Annotated in this window: 17 protein-coding genes; 15 read left to right on the forward strand and 2 right to left on the reverse strand. The window is 68.9% G+C overall.

The window, feature by feature from the left end:
• Positions 1–470 precede the first annotated feature (470 nt).
• From EV685_RS19495 to EV685_RS19530, 8 genes are read left to right on the forward strand one after another with little or no spacing between them, the layout of a single operon-like run.
• Positions 471–1802, forward strand: coding sequence for an NAD(P)/FAD-dependent oxidoreductase (locus EV685_RS19495; RefSeq protein WP_130483737.1), 1332 nt, complete (start codon positions 471–473; stop codon positions 1800–1802).
• Positions 1799–2593, forward strand: coding sequence for a DUF1365 domain-containing protein (locus EV685_RS19500; protein WP_130483738.1), 795 nt, complete (start codon positions 1799–1801; stop codon positions 2591–2593). The genes EV685_RS19495 and EV685_RS19500 overlap by 4 nt, the downstream gene beginning before the upstream one ends.
• A 59-nt stretch (positions 2594–2652) precedes the next feature.
• Positions 2653–3903, forward strand: coding sequence for an SAM-dependent methyltransferase (locus EV685_RS19505; protein WP_130483739.1), 1251 nt, complete (start codon positions 2653–2655; stop codon positions 3901–3903).
• Positions 3900–4511: a chalcone isomerase family protein gene (locus EV685_RS19510; RefSeq protein WP_130483740.1), complete on the forward strand. Its 612-nt coding sequence runs from the start codon at positions 3900–3902 to the stop codon at positions 4509–4511. Before EV685_RS19505 ends, EV685_RS19510 begins: the two co-directional genes overlap by 4 nt.
• Positions 4511–5890, forward strand: a complete 1380-nt coding sequence (locus EV685_RS19515) for an MFS transporter (protein WP_130483741.1) — start codon at positions 4511–4513, stop codon at positions 5888–5890. The genes EV685_RS19510 and EV685_RS19515 overlap by 1 nt, the downstream gene beginning before the upstream one ends.
• Positions 5887–6429: a DUF3833 domain-containing protein gene (locus EV685_RS19520; protein WP_130483742.1), complete on the forward strand. Its 543-nt coding sequence runs from the start codon at positions 5887–5889 to the stop codon at positions 6427–6429. Before EV685_RS19515 ends, EV685_RS19520 begins: the two co-directional genes overlap by 4 nt.
• A 12-nt stretch (positions 6430–6441) precedes the next feature.
• Complete coding sequence (locus EV685_RS19525; protein WP_130483743.1) at positions 6442–7215, forward strand: SDR family NAD(P)-dependent oxidoreductase; 774 nt, start codon at positions 6442–6444, stop codon at positions 7213–7215.
• Positions 7216–7249: 34 nt separating this feature from the next.
• Positions 7250–7687, forward strand: a complete 438-nt coding sequence (locus tag EV685_RS19530) for a nuclear transport factor 2 family protein (protein ID WP_242615685.1) — start codon at positions 7250–7252, stop codon at positions 7685–7687.
• Between the two features lie 4 nt (positions 7688–7691).
• Here EV685_RS19530 and corA read toward each other — a convergent pair whose 3' ends face one another.
• Entirely contained in the window at positions 7692–8666 is a 975-nt protein-coding gene (gene corA, locus EV685_RS19535) for a magnesium/cobalt transporter CorA (RefSeq protein WP_130483745.1), read from the reverse strand.
• A gap of 346 nt (positions 8667–9012) precedes the next feature.
• Between corA and hpf the strand changes: the two genes are divergently transcribed.
• The 3 genes from hpf to hprK all read left to right on the forward strand — a co-directional run bounded on the left by hpf (position 9013) and on the right by hprK (position 11124).
• On the forward strand, positions 9013–9360 hold the full coding sequence (gene hpf / locus EV685_RS19540) for a ribosome hibernation-promoting factor, HPF/YfiA family (RefSeq protein ID WP_130483746.1): 348 nt from the start codon (positions 9013–9015) through the stop codon (positions 9358–9360).
• Positions 9361–9653: 293 nt separating this feature from the next.
• Complete coding sequence (locus tag EV685_RS19545) at positions 9654–10124, forward strand: PTS sugar transporter subunit IIA (RefSeq protein WP_130483747.1); 471 nt, start codon at positions 9654–9656, stop codon at positions 10122–10124.
• Positions 10125–10158: 34 nt separating this feature from the next.
• Positions 10159–11124 (forward strand): HPr(Ser) kinase/phosphatase, encoded by a 966-nt coding sequence (gene hprK / locus EV685_RS19550; RefSeq protein ID WP_130483748.1) that lies wholly within the window; start codon positions 10159–10161, stop codon positions 11122–11124.
• Between the two features lie 19 nt (positions 11125–11143).
• On the opposite strand, the gene fur is transcribed toward hprK, so the two are convergent.
• Entirely contained in the window at positions 11144–11575 is a 432-nt protein-coding gene (gene fur / locus EV685_RS19555) for a ferric iron uptake transcriptional regulator (protein WP_130483749.1), read from the reverse strand.
• A gap of 126 nt (positions 11576–11701) precedes the next feature.
• On the opposite strand from fur, the gene EV685_RS19560 reads away from it, so the two are divergent.
• From EV685_RS19560 to EV685_RS19575, 4 genes are read left to right on the forward strand one after another with little or no spacing between them, the layout of a single operon-like run.
• Positions 11702–12244, forward strand: a complete 543-nt coding sequence (locus tag EV685_RS19560) for an outer membrane protein assembly factor BamE (RefSeq protein ID WP_130483750.1) — start codon at positions 11702–11704, stop codon at positions 12242–12244.
• A 55-nt stretch (positions 12245–12299) separates the two neighbouring features.
• Positions 12300–13109: a 4-hydroxy-tetrahydrodipicolinate reductase gene (dapB, locus tag EV685_RS19565; protein ID WP_130483751.1), complete on the forward strand. Its 810-nt coding sequence runs from the start codon at positions 12300–12302 to the stop codon at positions 13107–13109.
• Positions 13110–13111: 2 nt separating this feature from the next.
• Positions 13112–13783 (forward strand): MotA/TolQ/ExbB proton channel family protein, encoded by a 672-nt coding sequence (locus EV685_RS19570; protein ID WP_242615686.1) that lies wholly within the window; start codon positions 13112–13114, stop codon positions 13781–13783.
• 1 nt (position 13784) lies between these two features.
• The gene (locus EV685_RS19575) at positions 13785–14225 is read left to right on the forward strand and encodes an ExbD/TolR family protein (protein ID WP_130483752.1); all 441 of its coding nucleotides are present in this window, start codon (positions 13785–13787) and stop codon (positions 14223–14225) included.
• The last annotated feature ends 92 nt before the right edge of the window (positions 14226–14317 follow it).

Consider the following 14317-nt stretch of genomic DNA (forward strand, 5'->3'; position numbering starts at 1 on the left):
GCGTCTCGGATGAGGTGGGGCGTCAAGCTGCGCCTGCGCGAAAAGTGGTCTTCAAATGTCTTGGACAATCCATTGAAAGACCTTCGATTCCTGCCTAATATAGCCACCAGAGACCAATCTGACCAGGACAAAAGCTGGTCGTTGTCCCGAATCCGGCCGGCTTGTCCAAGCTGACGGGCCCTGTCAGGATCATCGGCAGACGATGAAAACCCAACGAAACGCAACACGAGGGAACTTCCCATGCATGGACGAATCATCGACAGGGTAGGGCGCGCCGAGGAGGGTTCGCCTGCATCCGTCAGGACGGTCGCTGCGTACAGCCCCTTCATGACGGCCACACCCTTTCGTTTTCAACCGTGCAGACGGTCGGCCCTGCCGATGGCCCGCTCGAAGCGTCTCTCCTCCTCCCTCCCTCCCTCGTTCGCTTCGGGTTGCTGCACGGTTGCCTTCATGTCCGGCGGGGGCGCCCGATGAGGCGCGTCGCCGTCGTCGGCGCCGGCATCTCCGGTCTGGCCACCGCCTGGCAACTGGGCGGACCGGACGGCCGGGCTGATTTCCAGGTCACGCTGTTCGAGTCCGGCGCAACGCTCGGCGGGCATGCCCACACGGTCGACGTGACGTTGCCCGACGCCAGCGGGCGGCCGGTCACGCATGGCGTCGATACCGGCTTCCTCGTCTTCAACCCGCGCACCTATCCGAACCTGGTCCGCCTGTTCGACCAACTGCAAGTGCCGCTGGCCGCATCCGACATGTCCTTTTCGGTCCAGTCGGTGGCTGACGGGCTGGAGTGGAGCGGCAGCAACCTCGATGGCGTCTTTGCCCAGCGCCGCAACCTGCTGCGGCCGGCCTTCCTCGGCATGCTTCGGGAACTGCTGCGCTTCAACCGCCTGACGACGGCGCTGGCCGAGGGCGGTGGCGACCAGACGCTGGCCCAGTCCATCGGCGACTTCCTCGACGAGAACCGCTTCGGCGATGCATTCCGGCGCTGGTACCTGCTGCCAATGATCGGCTGCATCTGGTCCTGCCCGACCGAGCAGATGCTGCGCTTCCCGATCGGCACCTTGATCCGCTTTTGTCACAACCACGGCCTGCTGCAGGTCAACGACCGGCCGCAGTGGCACACGGTGAGCGGCGGCTCGCGCGAATACGTGCAGCGCATGCGTGCGCAACTCGGCACGGTCCGGCTGGCAACGCCGGTTCAGGCGGTGCGACGGCTGGATGCCGGCGGTGTGCAGGTGCACAGCGCGCACGGCAGTGAACGCTTCGACGAGGTCGTGTTCGCCTGCCACAGCGACCAGGCCCTGCGCATCCTGGGCGACGACGCCAGCCCCGCCGAGCGCGAGGTGCTGGGTGCCATCGCTTACCACCCGAACCGGGCCGTGCTGCACACCGACGTGTCCCTGCTGCCGCGCCGTCCGCGGGCTTGGGCGGCCTGGAACTACGAACACGGTGGCGACGGCGGCGAGTCCTCGGCGGTCTGTCTGCACTACCTGATCAACCGCCTGCAGCCCCTGCCGTTCGCGCAGCCGGTGATCGTCTCGCTGAACCCGGTGCGCCCGCCGCGTCCCGATCAGGTGCTGGGCACCTACGACTATGCGCACCCGGTGTTTGACCTCGCCGCGATAGAGGCCCAGCGCCGCGTGCCGTCGCTGCAAGGCCAGCGCCACACCTGGTTCTGCGGTGCCTGGACCGGCTACGGCTTCCATGAGGACGGCCTGAAGTCCGGCCTGGCGGTGGCCGGCGCCTTGCGCGCGACGATCGATCCGGCGCGTGCAGCCCCGGCCGAAAGGCTGGCCGCATGACCACGGCGGTGCCCCGCCACGCGCCCCTGCTGTTGCGCGGCGAGGTCACGCACACACGGCTGCGGCCGACCTTGCACAGCTTCCGCTACCCGACCTGGATGCTGATGCTGCCGCTGCGCGCCTGGGCCCGCCACCCCGGTGGTGCCATCGCCCGCAACCGCGCCGCGCTGATGAGCTTTCGCGATGCCGACCATGGCGAAGGCGATGGCGATGCGCTGGCGTGGATCGACGCGCTGCTGCGCCGCGAGGGCATTGCCGATGCCGACCTCGACGGCGGCGAGATCTGGCTGCAGACCTACCCGCGTGTGCTTGGCTACACCTTCAAGCCGGTGAGCTTCTGGTACGCCCATGCGGCGGATGGACGGCTGGTGGCCGTGCTGGCCGAGGTCAACAACACCTTCGGCGAACGCCATGCCTACCTGCTGCAGGGCGAGACCCTGGGCTGGGGCCGCGAGGTCACGGCGCGCAAGGTCTTCCATGTCTCGCCCTTCTGTGCCGTGGAAGGCCACTACCGCTTCCGTTTCCTGCGCAGCGCGGAAGAGCCGTCGCGGCCCGCCCGCCTGATCGCCCGGGTCGACCACGACGACGCCCAGGGCCCGCTGATCGAGACCCGCATCAGTGGCGAGCTGTTGCCGCTGACGCCGCGCCAGCTCTGGCGTGCCTGGCTGGCGATGCCGCTGCTGACGCTGGGCGTCATGGCGCGCATCCACTGGCAGGCGCTGCGCTTGTGGCTCAAGCAGGTGCCCTTTTTCCGCAAGCCCGAACCGCCGTCGATGCCGATCAGCCGTTGAGGCCTGACCGAGCGCTCCCCTCCCGCCCGCCCCCGCCCTTGCCTTCGCCGAAACCCGCCATGCTCGACACCGCCCTGACCGCCGACCGTGCCGCCCCGCCGCGTGCCATCGACCTCGACACGTTGCTGCCGCGCCTGCCGCTGGCCGCACGCACGGTGCTGCGCTGCCTGCGCCAGATCCGCCATGGCTCGATCGAGCTGCACCTGCCCGATGGCCAGCTGCTGCGGGTTGGCCACGGCGAGGCGCCTCACGCGTCGCTGCGCATCCACGACTGGTCGGTCTGCGCCTCGGTGCTCAAGTCGGGCGACATCGGCCTGGCCGAAGCTTTCATCGACGGACGGTGGGCCACGCGTGACCTGCCCGGCCTGCTGCGTTTCTTCCTGGTCAACCGCGAGGCCATCGAGCGGGTCGTCTACGGCAGCCGCTGGGGCAGCCTGCTGTACCGCCTCAAGCACCTGCTCAACCGCAACAGCCGGCGCGGCAGCCGGCGCAACATCCACGCCCACTACGACCTGGGCAATGCCTTCTACGAGCGCTGGCTGGACCGGTCGATGAACTATTCGAGCGCCTGGTTCGCGCAGGGCTTTGGCCAGTCGCTGGAAGTCGCCCAGCAGGCGAAGATGCGCCGGGCGCTCGACGAGGCGGGTGTCGTGCCCGGTTCGCGCGTGCTGGAAATCGGCTGCGGCTGGGGCGCCGTGGCCGAGACGGCGGCACGCAGCGGCGCACTGCTGACAGGTGTGACGCTGTCGACCGAGCAGCTGGCCTGGGCCCAACGCCGCCTGGCCGATGCAGGACTGGCCGGCCGCGCCGACCTGCGCCTGCAGGACTACCGCGACATCACCGACGAGCCCTTCGATGCGCTCGTCTCCATCGAGATGTTCGAGGCGGTCGGCCGCGACTACTGGCCGAGCTACTTCGAGACCGTGCGGCGCTGCCTGAAGCCGGGTGGCCGTGCCTGCATCCAGAGCATCACGATCCATGACGATCTGTTCGACCGCTACGTGCGCTCGACCGACTTCATCCAGCAGTACATCTTTCCCGGCGGCCTCCTGCCCAGCCCGAAGGAGTTCCGGCTCGCGGCCGAGCGGGCGGGTCTGGTGGTGGAGCAGCAAATGGCCTTCGGACCCGACTACGCCGAGACGCTGCGGCGCTGGCGGGCGATGTTCCTGGCCGAAGATGAAGCGGTCCGCAGCCTCGGCTTCGACACCCGCTTCATCCGGACCTGGGACTTCTACCTCGCCTACTGCGAGGCCGCCTTCGACGCGGGCAGCACCGACGTCGTCCAGTTCACGTTGCGGCGGCCGTCGTGAGCCGCTCGACCTCGTTGCGTGTCGACCGCCGACGCGCCCTGCAGACGCTGACCCTGCTCGGCGCTGTCGCCGCTGTCGCCGCTGTTACCCGACCGATGCCGGCGTTCGCCAACACGCCGCCGGTGATGCCGATCGAAATCGGCGACGCCCTGCCGGACGCTCGCTTGCAAGGTGGCATGCGCTTTCGCTGGTTCGGCCTGCATGTCTATGACGCGCGGCTGTGGAGCGGCACGCCGCTGCGCCAGGACGACGACCTGGCCAGCCGGCCCTACGCGCTGGAGCTGGCCTATGCGCGCCGGCTCGAAGGCAAGGCCATCGCCGAGCGTTCGCTCGACGAGATGCGGCGGCTGGAGGTGGTCTCGGCGGCGGAGGGGCAGGAGTGGCTGCAGGCCATGCGCGTGGCCTTCCCCGATGTCGCGCCCGGTGACCGCCTCGTCGGCCTGCACCGGCCGGGTCGTGGCGTGCAGTTCCTGCACAACGGACGGGTCACCGGTGAGGTCGGCGAGCGGCGCTTCGCACGGCTGTTCTTCGGCATCTGGCTGTCCTCGGCGAGCCGCGAGCCGGTGCTGCGCGCGCAGCTCCTCGGGCTTGAGACGGCGTCGCGTTGATGCTGCAAGAGCCGAAAGAGCCAGAAGAGCAGCAAGAGCGGACCGCGCCGACCGCACGGCGGACCGGCCTCGGCTATGGCCTGCTGGGCCTGCCGCTGGCCTTCATCGCCCTGCCGCTCTACGTGCTGCTGCCGCACCACTATGCCGACCGGCATGCGGTGCCGCTGGCGGCGCTGGGCCTGCTGCTGCTGGCGGTGCGGCTGGCCGACGCGGTGCTCGACCCGGCGCTCGGTCGGCTGGCAGACCGGCTGCTTGACCAGCCGGGCCGGCGCGCCTGGCAGGTCATTGGTCTGTGTGCGGCCTTGATGGCGGCCGGCTTCTGGGCCCTGTTCCACGCACCGTCTGGCGCCAGCGTGCCCCGCTTGCTGCTCTGGTGCGGCGCGGGCCTCGTGCTGACCTACCTGGCCTACAGCCTAGCCAGCATCGTCCACCAGGCGTGGGGCGCACGGCTCGGCGGCAGTGACCTGGCGCAGGCCCGGCGGGTCGCGTGGCGAGAGGGCGCGGCGCTGCTGGGCGTGATGGTGGCCAGCGTGCTGCCGTCCCTGGCCGGGCTGGACGTCACCGCCGGCCTGCTGGCGCTGCTGCTGCTGGGTGGCTGGTGGGCCTTGCGTTCGGTGCCGGACGTGCCCAGCGCCGTCCGCCCTGCGGCCCGGTCAGGTTCCAGCGGCGGCAAGCCGGCCTCTCCGTGGGCCTTGGCAGGTTTCCGGCCGCTGCTGGCGGTCTACATGCTCAACGGCATTGCCAGTGCGATTCCGGCGACGCTGGTGCTGTTCTTCGTGCGCGACCGGCTGCAGGCGCCGGCCTGGGAAGGCGCCTTCTTGGCGATCTACTTCGCCGCCGGCGCCCTGTCTTTGCCGTTGTGGCTGCGCCTGGTGGCCCTGCAGGGCCTGGTCAGCGCCTGGCTGGCCGGCATGCTGCTGGCGGTGGCGACCTTTGCGGGCGCGGCCTTGCTCGGTGCCGGCGACGTGGCCGGCTTCCTGGCCGTCTGTGCCGCCAGTGGCCTGGCACTCGGCGCCGACCTGGCCGTGCCCGGCGCCTTGCTGGCCGGTGTGGCACGACGGGCTCAGCCGGTGAGCCACCCCCCGGTGGGCGGGTCTGCCGACCGGGGCGCCGAGGTGGCCGGCGAGGGCGCCTGCTTCGGCTGGTGGAACGCCGCCACCAAGATGAACCTGGCGCTGTCGGCCGGTCTGGTGCTGCCGGCGCTGGACCTGGCCGGCTACCGGCCCGGCGTCACCGATGCGTCGGCCTTGACCGCCCTGAGCCTGGCCTACGCCGTCCTGCCCTGCCTGCTCAAGCTGGCCGCTGCCGCGCTGTTGTGGCGTTGCGCGGCGGCGATCCATCCACCGACACCCCCCTTGATCTCTCTGGAGACCCGATGAACACGACCTTGCTGGCCTTGGGCCGCCGATGGCTGCTGATCCTCGCACTGGCGTTGGCGGGCTGCGCCGGACCCCAGGTGCAGGACTACGCCCGCGAGACGCCCGCGCTGGATCTGCGCGACTATTTCAACGGCAACCTGGTCGCGCACGGCGTGTTCACCGACCGCTCGGGCGCCGTCAAACGCCGCTTCGTCGTCCAGCTCAAGGGCACCTGGCAAGGCGACCAGGGCGTGCTGGAAGAGGACTTCGTCTACAGCGACGGCGAGAAGGAACGGCGCGTCTGGCGCCTTCAGCGCACCGCCGAGGGCCGCTACATCGGCCGGGCCGACGATGTCGTTGGCGAGGCGCAGGGCGAGTCCGCCGGCAACGCATTGCGCTGGCGGTATACGCTGCGCCTCAAGGTCGACGGCAGCACCTGGGATGTGCAGTTCGACGACTGGATGTACCTGATGGATCGGCAGGTCATGCTCAACCGCGCCGCCATGAGCAAGTTCGGCATCCACCTGGGTGACGTCACCCTGTCCTTCTACAAGCCCTGAGGCAACGACGCGATGGCCCTGAACCCGACGATGAGTGACTGGCGCCACCGCGTGGTGTGGCTCGTTGGCGCCTCCACCGGCATCGGCCGGGCGTGTGCCGAGCGCTTGGCCGAGCGCGGCGCACATGTGGCGGTGTCGGCCCGCGATGGCGAGGCGCTGGCCGCCTTCGGGCAGCGCCACCGCGACGCGCTGGTGCTGCCGCTGGATGTCACCGAGCCGGGCGTGCTGGCCGGTGCGGCCGACACCATCCGGGCCCGCTGGGGCCGCATCGACCTGGTCGTCTACTGCGCCGGCACCTACCGTGCGCAACGGGCCACCGCGTTCGACCTGGCCGACATGCTGCGCCACCAGCAGGTCAACTACGTGGGCGCGCTGCACCTGCTCGATGCCGTCTTGCCGGTGCTGCTGCAGCAGGGCAGCGGACACCTGAGCCTGATCTCCAGCGTGGCCGGCTACCGTGGCCTGCCACAGGCGCTGGCCTATGGTCCGACCAAGGCGGCGCTGCAGAACCTGGCCGAGGTCCTCTACCTGGACCTGAGCGACCGCGGCATCGGCGTGTCGGTCGTCAACCCGGGCTTCGTGGAGACGCCGCTGACCGCGCAGAACGAGTTCCGCATGCCCGCGCTGATCTCGCCAGCCGCTGCGGCCGATGCGATGCTGGCCGGCTGGGCGCGGGGCGACTTCGAGATCCATTTCCCCAAGCGTTTCACCTGGACGCTCAAGCTGCTGGGCCTGCTGCCGCCGGGGCTGTACTTCAAGGCCATCCGCAAGGCGACGGGACTGTGAGATGAGCGCCGCTGCACGCCACCCGGATCCACGCATGGCCGTGTTGATCGGCTATTTCGAGCAACTGAGCCGCGCCGAGCTGGCGCGCATCGACGCCATCTACACGCCCGATGCGGTCTTCAAGGACCCGTTCAACGAGGTCCGCGGCCCACCGGCCATCGCCGCCATCTTCGGCCACATGTTCGACACCATGACCGCACCGCGCTTCATCGTGCGTGATGCGGTGGTGCAGGGCGACGACGCCTTCCTGACCTGGGATTTTGTGTTCGAGTCGACCACCCTGCGGCGCGCGCCGGACGGCAGTGCGCGCCAGTGCATCCGCGGCGCCTCACACCTGAAGCTCGACGCGAACGGGCGCATCGCGGTCCACCGCGACTACTGGGACGCGGCCGAGGAACTGCACGAGAAGCTGCCGCTGATCGGCGCGCTGATGCGCTGGCTGCGCCGCCGTCTGGCGACGCCGTCGCGCTGAGGGCTCAGCGCATCCAGCCCTTGCGGCGGAAGTAGATCAGCGGCGCGGCCACCGAGGCCACCATCAGGCCGAGCGCGAAGGGGTAGCCCCAGGACTGGCGCAGCTCGGGCATGAACTCGAAGTTCATGCCGTAGATGCTGGCGATCAGCGTGGGTGGCAGCAGGGCCACCGAGGCGACCGAGAAGATCTTGATGATCTTGTTCTGGTTGATGTTGATGAAGCCGACCGTGGCGTCCATCAGGAAGTTGATCTTGTCGAACAGGAAGGCGGTGTGCGAGTCCAGCGAGTCGATGTCGCGCATGATCTGGCGCGCTTCCTCGAACTGCTCGGCATTGAGCATGCGGCTGCGCATCATGAAGCTGATCGCGCGGCGCGTGTCCATCACGTTGCGACGGATGCGGCCGTTGAGGTCTTCCTCGCGCGCGATCGCGGCCAGCGCCTCGCCGGCGGCGCGGTCGTCGATCTCCTGCTTGAGCACACCGGCGCTGACGCGCTCCAGGTTGTCGTAGATGCCCTCGAGCGCATCGGCCGAATACTCGGCATCGGCGTCGTAGAGCTTGAGCAGCACGTCCTTGGCATCCTCGATCAGGGCCGGGATGCGGCGCGCGCGCAGGCGCAGCAGGCGGAACACCGGCAGGTCCTCGGCATGGACCGAGAACAGCACGTTGTTGAACAGGATGAAGGCCACGCGCACGTTGCGCGGCGTGTCGTCGTCGTCGATCAGGAAGTCCGAGCGGATGTGCAGCTCGCCGTTGTCTTCCTCGTAGTAGCGGGCCGATTCCTCCAGGTCCTCGCCGACCTCGGTGGCCGGCGTGCGCAGGCCGAATCGCTGCTCGACCCAGGACTTCTCCTGTTCGGTCGGTGCCTCAAGATCAACCCAGACCGGCGCCAGCGTGGCAGTGGCCTCGGGCTTGTCGATCGCGGCCTCGATCTCGACCTGGTAGAGCCGGCCATTGACCAGCGTGAAGACGTTGAGCATGCAGGCTCCTGGGGGCGACCTGTGGCGTTGCCGGACCCCGCACAAAGCCGGCGAGTATCGCATCGTGACCGCCTGAAACCGACCCTGTCCGGGCATGGTCCGGCAGGGTGGCCGCAAGGCCTGCCAGCGCACTTTCGAGGGTCGCTGAATGCTCGCAAACACGGAGCGTAGCGCGAAAGAAGTGCGCCCAGTGCAATCCCGCACAGGGCTGGTGCGGCACCGGTTTCCGACCTTGCCAGGGTCAGGTGTTGGGGTCACACTCAAGTCACACAAGACAGGCAAGGCGAGGGCCCGCGCCGCAGGGGTCCCGCCAGAGATTCCCCCACCACCCCTCTATGGAGGCCTCATGAACCTGACGATCAGTGGACATCACCTGGAAGTGACCCCGGCCCTGCGTGAGTACGTTCTCACCAAGCTGGACCGGGTCACGCGGCACTTTGACCAGGTCGTGGATGTGAACGTCCTGCTGACGGTCGAGAAACTGAAGGAAAAGGAAAGGCGGCAGAAGGCGGAAGTGACGCTGCATGTGAAGGGCAAGGACATCTTCGTCGAGAGCTCCCACGAGGATCTCTACGCCGCGATCGACCAGCTGATGGACAAGCTCGATCGCCAGGTTGTCCGCCACAAGGACAAGCTCCAGGATCACCACCACGCCACCGCCAAGCGGTTGGATGCGACCGGTGACGTGATCTGAGTGCGGCGCAGGTTCGGCGGGCCTTCCAGGCACGCCGGGCAACCCTGACGACTGCGGGGCCTTCGGGCCCTTTTTTCATGTCCGGACGCCTTTGCATGGCCTCAGGGCCGAGGGTGTGATGCTTTTCCCAGTCCAGTTGCAAACGTTTGTTGCAACGCGGCAACCTTGCGCTGAACGCCTGAGCACGTGAGGGATGCCACCCGCCCGCCGGGGGTGTCGATTCCTATAATCATTTTCCTTGTCCCCACCGAGACGCCCGCCAAGGCCCAGGCCCAAACCGGCGTTCGATCCCGATGAACCGACTCGCCGCCATCCTGCCCGCCAGCAATGTTCTCGTGCAGGTGGACGCATCCAGCAAGAAGCGCGCGTTCGAACAGGCTGGTCTGCTGTTCGAGAACCAGCACGCCGTGGCCCGAGCCACCGTGACCGACAACCTCTTCGCACGCGAGCGGCTGGGGTCGACCGGGCTGGGGCATGGGGTGGCGATCCCGCACGGGCGCATCAAGGGCCTGAAGAATCCGCTCGCTGCCGTGATTCGCGTGGCACAGCCCATTGCCTTCGAGGCACCGGACGATGAGCTGGTCTCCCTGATGATCTTTCTGCTGGTGCCTGAGGCGGCCACGCAGCGCCACCTCGAGATCCTGTCTGAAATCGCCGAGCTGCTGTCCGACCGCGACCTGCGCGAGCGACTGAAGACCGAGCCCGAGGCCGCCAAGGTCCACGAGCTGATCAGCCGCTGGGAACCCCTCAAGTCGGTCGCCTGACCGACCTCGCCGACCACTCCGCCGTGGCCCGCGCGTGAAACCCACCGTCATCAGCGCTGAGGCGCTGTTCGATGCCCACCGCGTCGCGCTGAAGTGGGAATGGATCGCCGGCCACGCCGCGCCCGAGCGCCGCTTCGATGAAGTGGCCGTGCGCGATGCGCAGTCCGCCGCCGACCTGGTCGGCTACCTGAACTACATCCATCCCTACCGCGTCCAGATCCTCGGCCGGCGCGAGGTGTCCTACCTCGATCACGTGGACAGCGATCCTGAACGCCAAGGCCGGCGCATCTCGCGCATCGTCACGCTGGAGCCGCCGGTGCTGATCGTGGCCGATGGATGCGTGCCCGCTGAGAAGCTGGTGGCGATGTGCGAACGCGCCGAGATCCCGCTCTTCTGCACGCAGGAATCGGCCGGGCATTGCATCGACATCTTGCGCGGCTACCTGGGTCAGCACTTCGCCGAGCGGACCTCGCGCCACGGTGTCTTCATGGACATCCTTGGCCTGGGCGTGCTGCTGACCGGTGAGTCCGGCCTGGGCAAGAGCGAACTCGGGCTGGAGCTGATCTCGCGGGGCCATGGCCTGGTGGCCGACGACGTGGTCGATCTCTACCGCGTCGCCCAGACCGCCGTCGAAGGGCGTTGTCCCGAACTGCTGCGCAACCTGCTCGAGGTGCGTGGCATCGGCCTGCTCGACATCAAGGCCATCTTTGGCGAGACGGCGGTGCGCCGCAAGATGCGGCTCAAGCTGATCGTGCATCTGGTGCGCAAGGAAACGCTGGACCGCGACTTCGAGCGCATTCCCTACGAGCCGCTGTACGAGGACATCCTCGGCATGCCCGTGCGCAAGGTGGTGATCGCGGTGGACGCCGGCCGCAACCTGGCCGTGCTGGTGGAGGCCGCCGTGCGCAACACCGTGCTGCAACTACGCGGCATCGACACCTACCAGGAATTCATCCGTCGCCACCGCGACCTGATGGACCAGGGCGACGCCGGACTCTGAGGCGGGCGAGCGCCCAGCCTTACTTCGAGGCGCGGTGGGGGCAGTCGACCTTGGTGCACTGGGCGTACAGCGCCAGCGAGTGTTCCTGCAGGCGGTAGCCACGCTCCAGCGCGATCTCGTGCTGGCGGCGTTCGATCTGCGGGTCGAAGAATTCCTCGACCCGGCCGCAGTCCATGCAGACCAGGTGATCGTGGTGCTGGCCCTCGTTGAGCTCGAACACCGACTTGCCGCTCTCGAAGTGGTTGCGCGAGAGGATGCCGGCCTGCTCGAACTGCATCAGCACGCGGTAGACCGTGGCCAGGCCGATGTCCGAGCCTTCGGCGAGCAGCAGCTTGTAGACGTCCTCGGCGGTCATGTGGCGCTCGGTGGCGCGCTGGAAGACCTCAAGGATCTTGATGCGCGGCAGCGTGGCCTTCAGGCCCGAGCTCTTGAGTTCATCCGCGTTGGTCATGGGTCGGCAGGTCGGGAGGGGCGCGCGGACGCGCCTCGTTAGAATTTGTCGATCATATCGGCATGAACCGGCCCCGACGGCCAGGCCGGCAACCACCCTGAGGCTCTCGTGATCCGGTCCCTATCGATGCGTTTCGCACCCGCCGGCGCTGCCCTGCTGGCCGCCGTCACCCTGGCCGGCTGCGCCGCCTCCGCCGACCCCGATCGGCGCTTTGCCGGCCTGATCACCCCCTATCGCATGGAGGTGGTGCAAGGCAATGTCGTGACGCAGGAGATGGCCGCACAACTGCGCCCAGGCCTGAGCCGCGAACAGGTCCGCAGCCTGCTGGGTTCGCCTCTGCTGGCTGACATCTTTCACGCCGACCGCTGGGACTACGTCTTCACGATTCGCCGGCAGGGTGCGGCGGCGCAGCGCCGTCACGTCACCGTGCTGTTCCAGGGTGACAAGGTCGCCAGCTTCGAGGCCCCGCAGCTGCCCTCCGAGCGCGAGTTCGTCGACGCCATTGACGTTTCCAAGGTCGATGGCAAGGCCGTTCCGCTGGCGCTCAGCGACGATCAGCTGCGTGCGCTGCCCCTGCCCAAACCGGCGGCGGCGATCGCCGCGCCCGCCGCCGGGGCCAGTGCGCCGGCGCGTGCCTATCCCCCTCTGGAGCCATTGCCGGCTCGCTGATCCCGATCTACACCCACTGTTCTGGCCACCTGCCGTGTGGCTGCGGGGACCCCTGATGACCGACCAATATCCGATCGCCGTGGCCGGCTGCACCGGCCGCATGGGCCACATGCTGATCGAGGCCGTGATGGCTGCCGACGATTGCCGCCTGTCGGGCGCGCTGGACCGCGCCGGCAGCCCTGCCGAAGGGCAAGACGCCGCCGCCTTCCTGGGCCAGGACAGCGGCGTGGCGATCACCTCCGACCTGAAGACCGGCCTGGCCGGATCACGCGTCCTGATCGACTTCACCCGGCCCGAAGGCACGATGGCGCACCTCGCCGTCTGCCGCGAGCTGGGCGTCAAGATGATCATCGGCACGACCGGCTTCAGCGACGCGCAGAAGGCCGAGATCGAGGCCGCCTCGCGCGACATCGCCATCATGCTGGCGCCCAACATGAGCATCGGCGTCAACGTCGTGCTGGGCCTGCTGGACATGGCCGCCCGTGCGATGAGCCACGGCTACGACATCGAGGTCATCGAGGCCCACCACCGCCACAAGGTCGACGCGCCCAGCGGCACCGCGCTGAAGATGGGCGAGGTGCTGGCCCAGGCGCTGGGCCGTGACCTGAAGGACTGCGCCGTCTACGCCCGCGAGGGCATCACCGGCGAGCGCGATCCGTCGAGCATCGGCTTCGCCACCATCCGCGGCGGCGACATCATCGGCGACCACACCGTGCTGTTCGCCGGCATCGGCGAGCGCATCGAGATCACCCACAAGTCGTCCAGCCGCTCGACCTATGCCCAAGGCGCGCTGCGCGCCGCCCGCTTCATGTCGGACAAGGCCAGTGGCCTGTACGGCATGAACGACGTGCTCGGCTTCGCCTGACCGTGAACGCGCTGCAGCTCGTCTGGTCCCAGGGCGACGGCGTCAGCCGTGCGGTGGCGCTGCTGCTGCTGGTGATGTCGGTCAGCGCCTGGGTGCTGATCTTCTGGAAGACCTGGGTGCTGCAGCGCGCGCGCCGCGACCTGGGTCGGATCGTGCCGGCCTTCTGGGACGCGCCCGACCTCGCCGCCGGTGCCCGCCTGCTGGCCGAACGTGACCGCGAGGCCGTGTTGCTGCCGATGCTGGAGGCCGCCCGCGCGACGCCGTCGGGTGGCTCGCTGGCCGCTGGCGCGCAAGCCCCTGCTCAGCTGACGCGCCGGCTGCGCGACGCCCTGCATGCGGTGCTCGCGCAGCTGCAACAGGGTCAGGTCGTGCTGGCCTCGATCGGCGCGACGGCCCCGTTCATCGGCCTGTTCGGCACCGTCTGGGGCATCTACCACGCGCTGGTGGGCATCGCCGCCTCGGGCAGCGTCAGCATCGACAAGGTGGCCGGCCCGGTCGGCGAGGCGCTGATCATGACCGCCGCCGGTCTGGCCGTGGCCATCCCGGCCGTGCTGGCCTACAACCTGTTCGGCCGCTGGCTGGGCGCTTGTGAAGCCGATCTCGAAGGCTGGGCCCACGACCTGCGCGAGCTGTTCGCACCCGGCTCGGCGTCGTCGACCGGGCAGGACGACTGACATGGCCCTCGGCCGTCTGGAGCGGCGCAGCCAGCCGCAGCCGATGAGCGAGATCAACATGACCCCGTTGATCGACGTGATGCTGGTGCTGCTGGTCATCTTCATGATCACCGCGCCGCTGATGGGCGCCAGCCTCAAGCTGGACCTGCCCAAGGCCGACGGCGCCAAGCCGCAGGTCGAGACCCCCGCCGCGATCCAGGTCGGGCTGCAGGCCAATGGCGCGCTCTACCTCGGCGAGGAACGGGTCGAGGACGCCGCCTTCGCCCGCCGCATCGCCGAGCTCGGCCAGCGGGCCGAGTCCGAGCGGCCGGAGGTCCAGCTGCGGGCCGACCAGGCCACGCCGTATGGCCTCGTCGCCCAGCTGATCGGCCAGTTGCAGCAGGCCGGCCTGAACCGCATCGCCTTCGTCACCGAGCCCGTCGCGGCGGCGGCCAGCCGCTGACCGCCCGCCACTGGCCGACAGACCCCTTCCGGGGCGACCTCGGCGTCGATAATCCGCCGCTTTCGCCGACCCGCCCCGGCTCGCCCCCATCG

The organism is Sphaerotilus mobilis (assembly GCF_004216565.1).
GTDB classification, from domain to species: domain Bacteria; phylum Pseudomonadota; class Gammaproteobacteria; order Burkholderiales; family Burkholderiaceae_C; genus Sphaerotilus; species Sphaerotilus mobilis.

Coding starts and splice junctions, on each gene's coding strand:
- EV685_RS19495 (WP_130483737.1), top strand. CDS start 471: ATGAGGCGCGTCGCCGTCGTCGGCGCCGGCATCTCCGGTCTGGCCACC.
- EV685_RS19500 (WP_130483738.1), top strand. CDS start 1,799: ATGACCACGGCGGTGCCCCGCCACGCGCCCCTGCTGTTGCGCGGCGAG.
- EV685_RS19505 (WP_130483739.1), top strand. CDS start 2,653: ATGCTCGACACCGCCCTGACCGCCGACCGTGCCGCCCCGCCGCGTGCC.
- EV685_RS19515 (WP_130483741.1), top strand. CDS start 4,511: ATGCTGCAAGAGCCGAAAGAGCCAGAAGAGCAGCAAGAGCGGACCGCG.
- EV685_RS19520 (WP_130483742.1), top strand. CDS start 5,887: ATGAACACGACCTTGCTGGCCTTGGGCCGCCGATGGCTGCTGATCCTC.
- EV685_RS19525 (WP_130483743.1), top strand. CDS start 6,442: ATGGCCCTGAACCCGACGATGAGTGACTGGCGCCACCGCGTGGTGTGG.
- EV685_RS19530 (WP_242615685.1), top strand. CDS start 7,250: ATGGCCGTGTTGATCGGCTATTTCGAGCAACTGAGCCGCGCCGAGCTG.
- corA (WP_130483745.1), bottom strand. CDS start 8,666: ATGCTCAACGTCTTCACGCTGGTCAATGGCCGGCTCTACCAGGTCGAG.
- hpf (WP_130483746.1), top strand. CDS start 9,013: ATGAACCTGACGATCAGTGGACATCACCTGGAAGTGACCCCGGCCCTG.
- EV685_RS19545 (WP_130483747.1), top strand. CDS start 9,654: ATGAACCGACTCGCCGCCATCCTGCCCGCCAGCAATGTTCTCGTGCAG.
- fur (WP_130483749.1), bottom strand. CDS start 11,575: ATGACCAACGCGGATGAACTCAAGAGCTCGGGCCTGAAGGCCACGCTG.
- EV685_RS19560 (WP_130483750.1), top strand. CDS start 11,702: ATGCGTTTCGCACCCGCCGGCGCTGCCCTGCTGGCCGCCGTCACCCTG.
- dapB (WP_130483751.1), top strand. CDS start 12,300: ATGACCGACCAATATCCGATCGCCGTGGCCGGCTGCACCGGCCGCATG.
- EV685_RS19575 (WP_130483752.1), top strand. CDS start 13,785: ATGGCCCTCGGCCGTCTGGAGCGGCGCAGCCAGCCGCAGCCGATGAGC.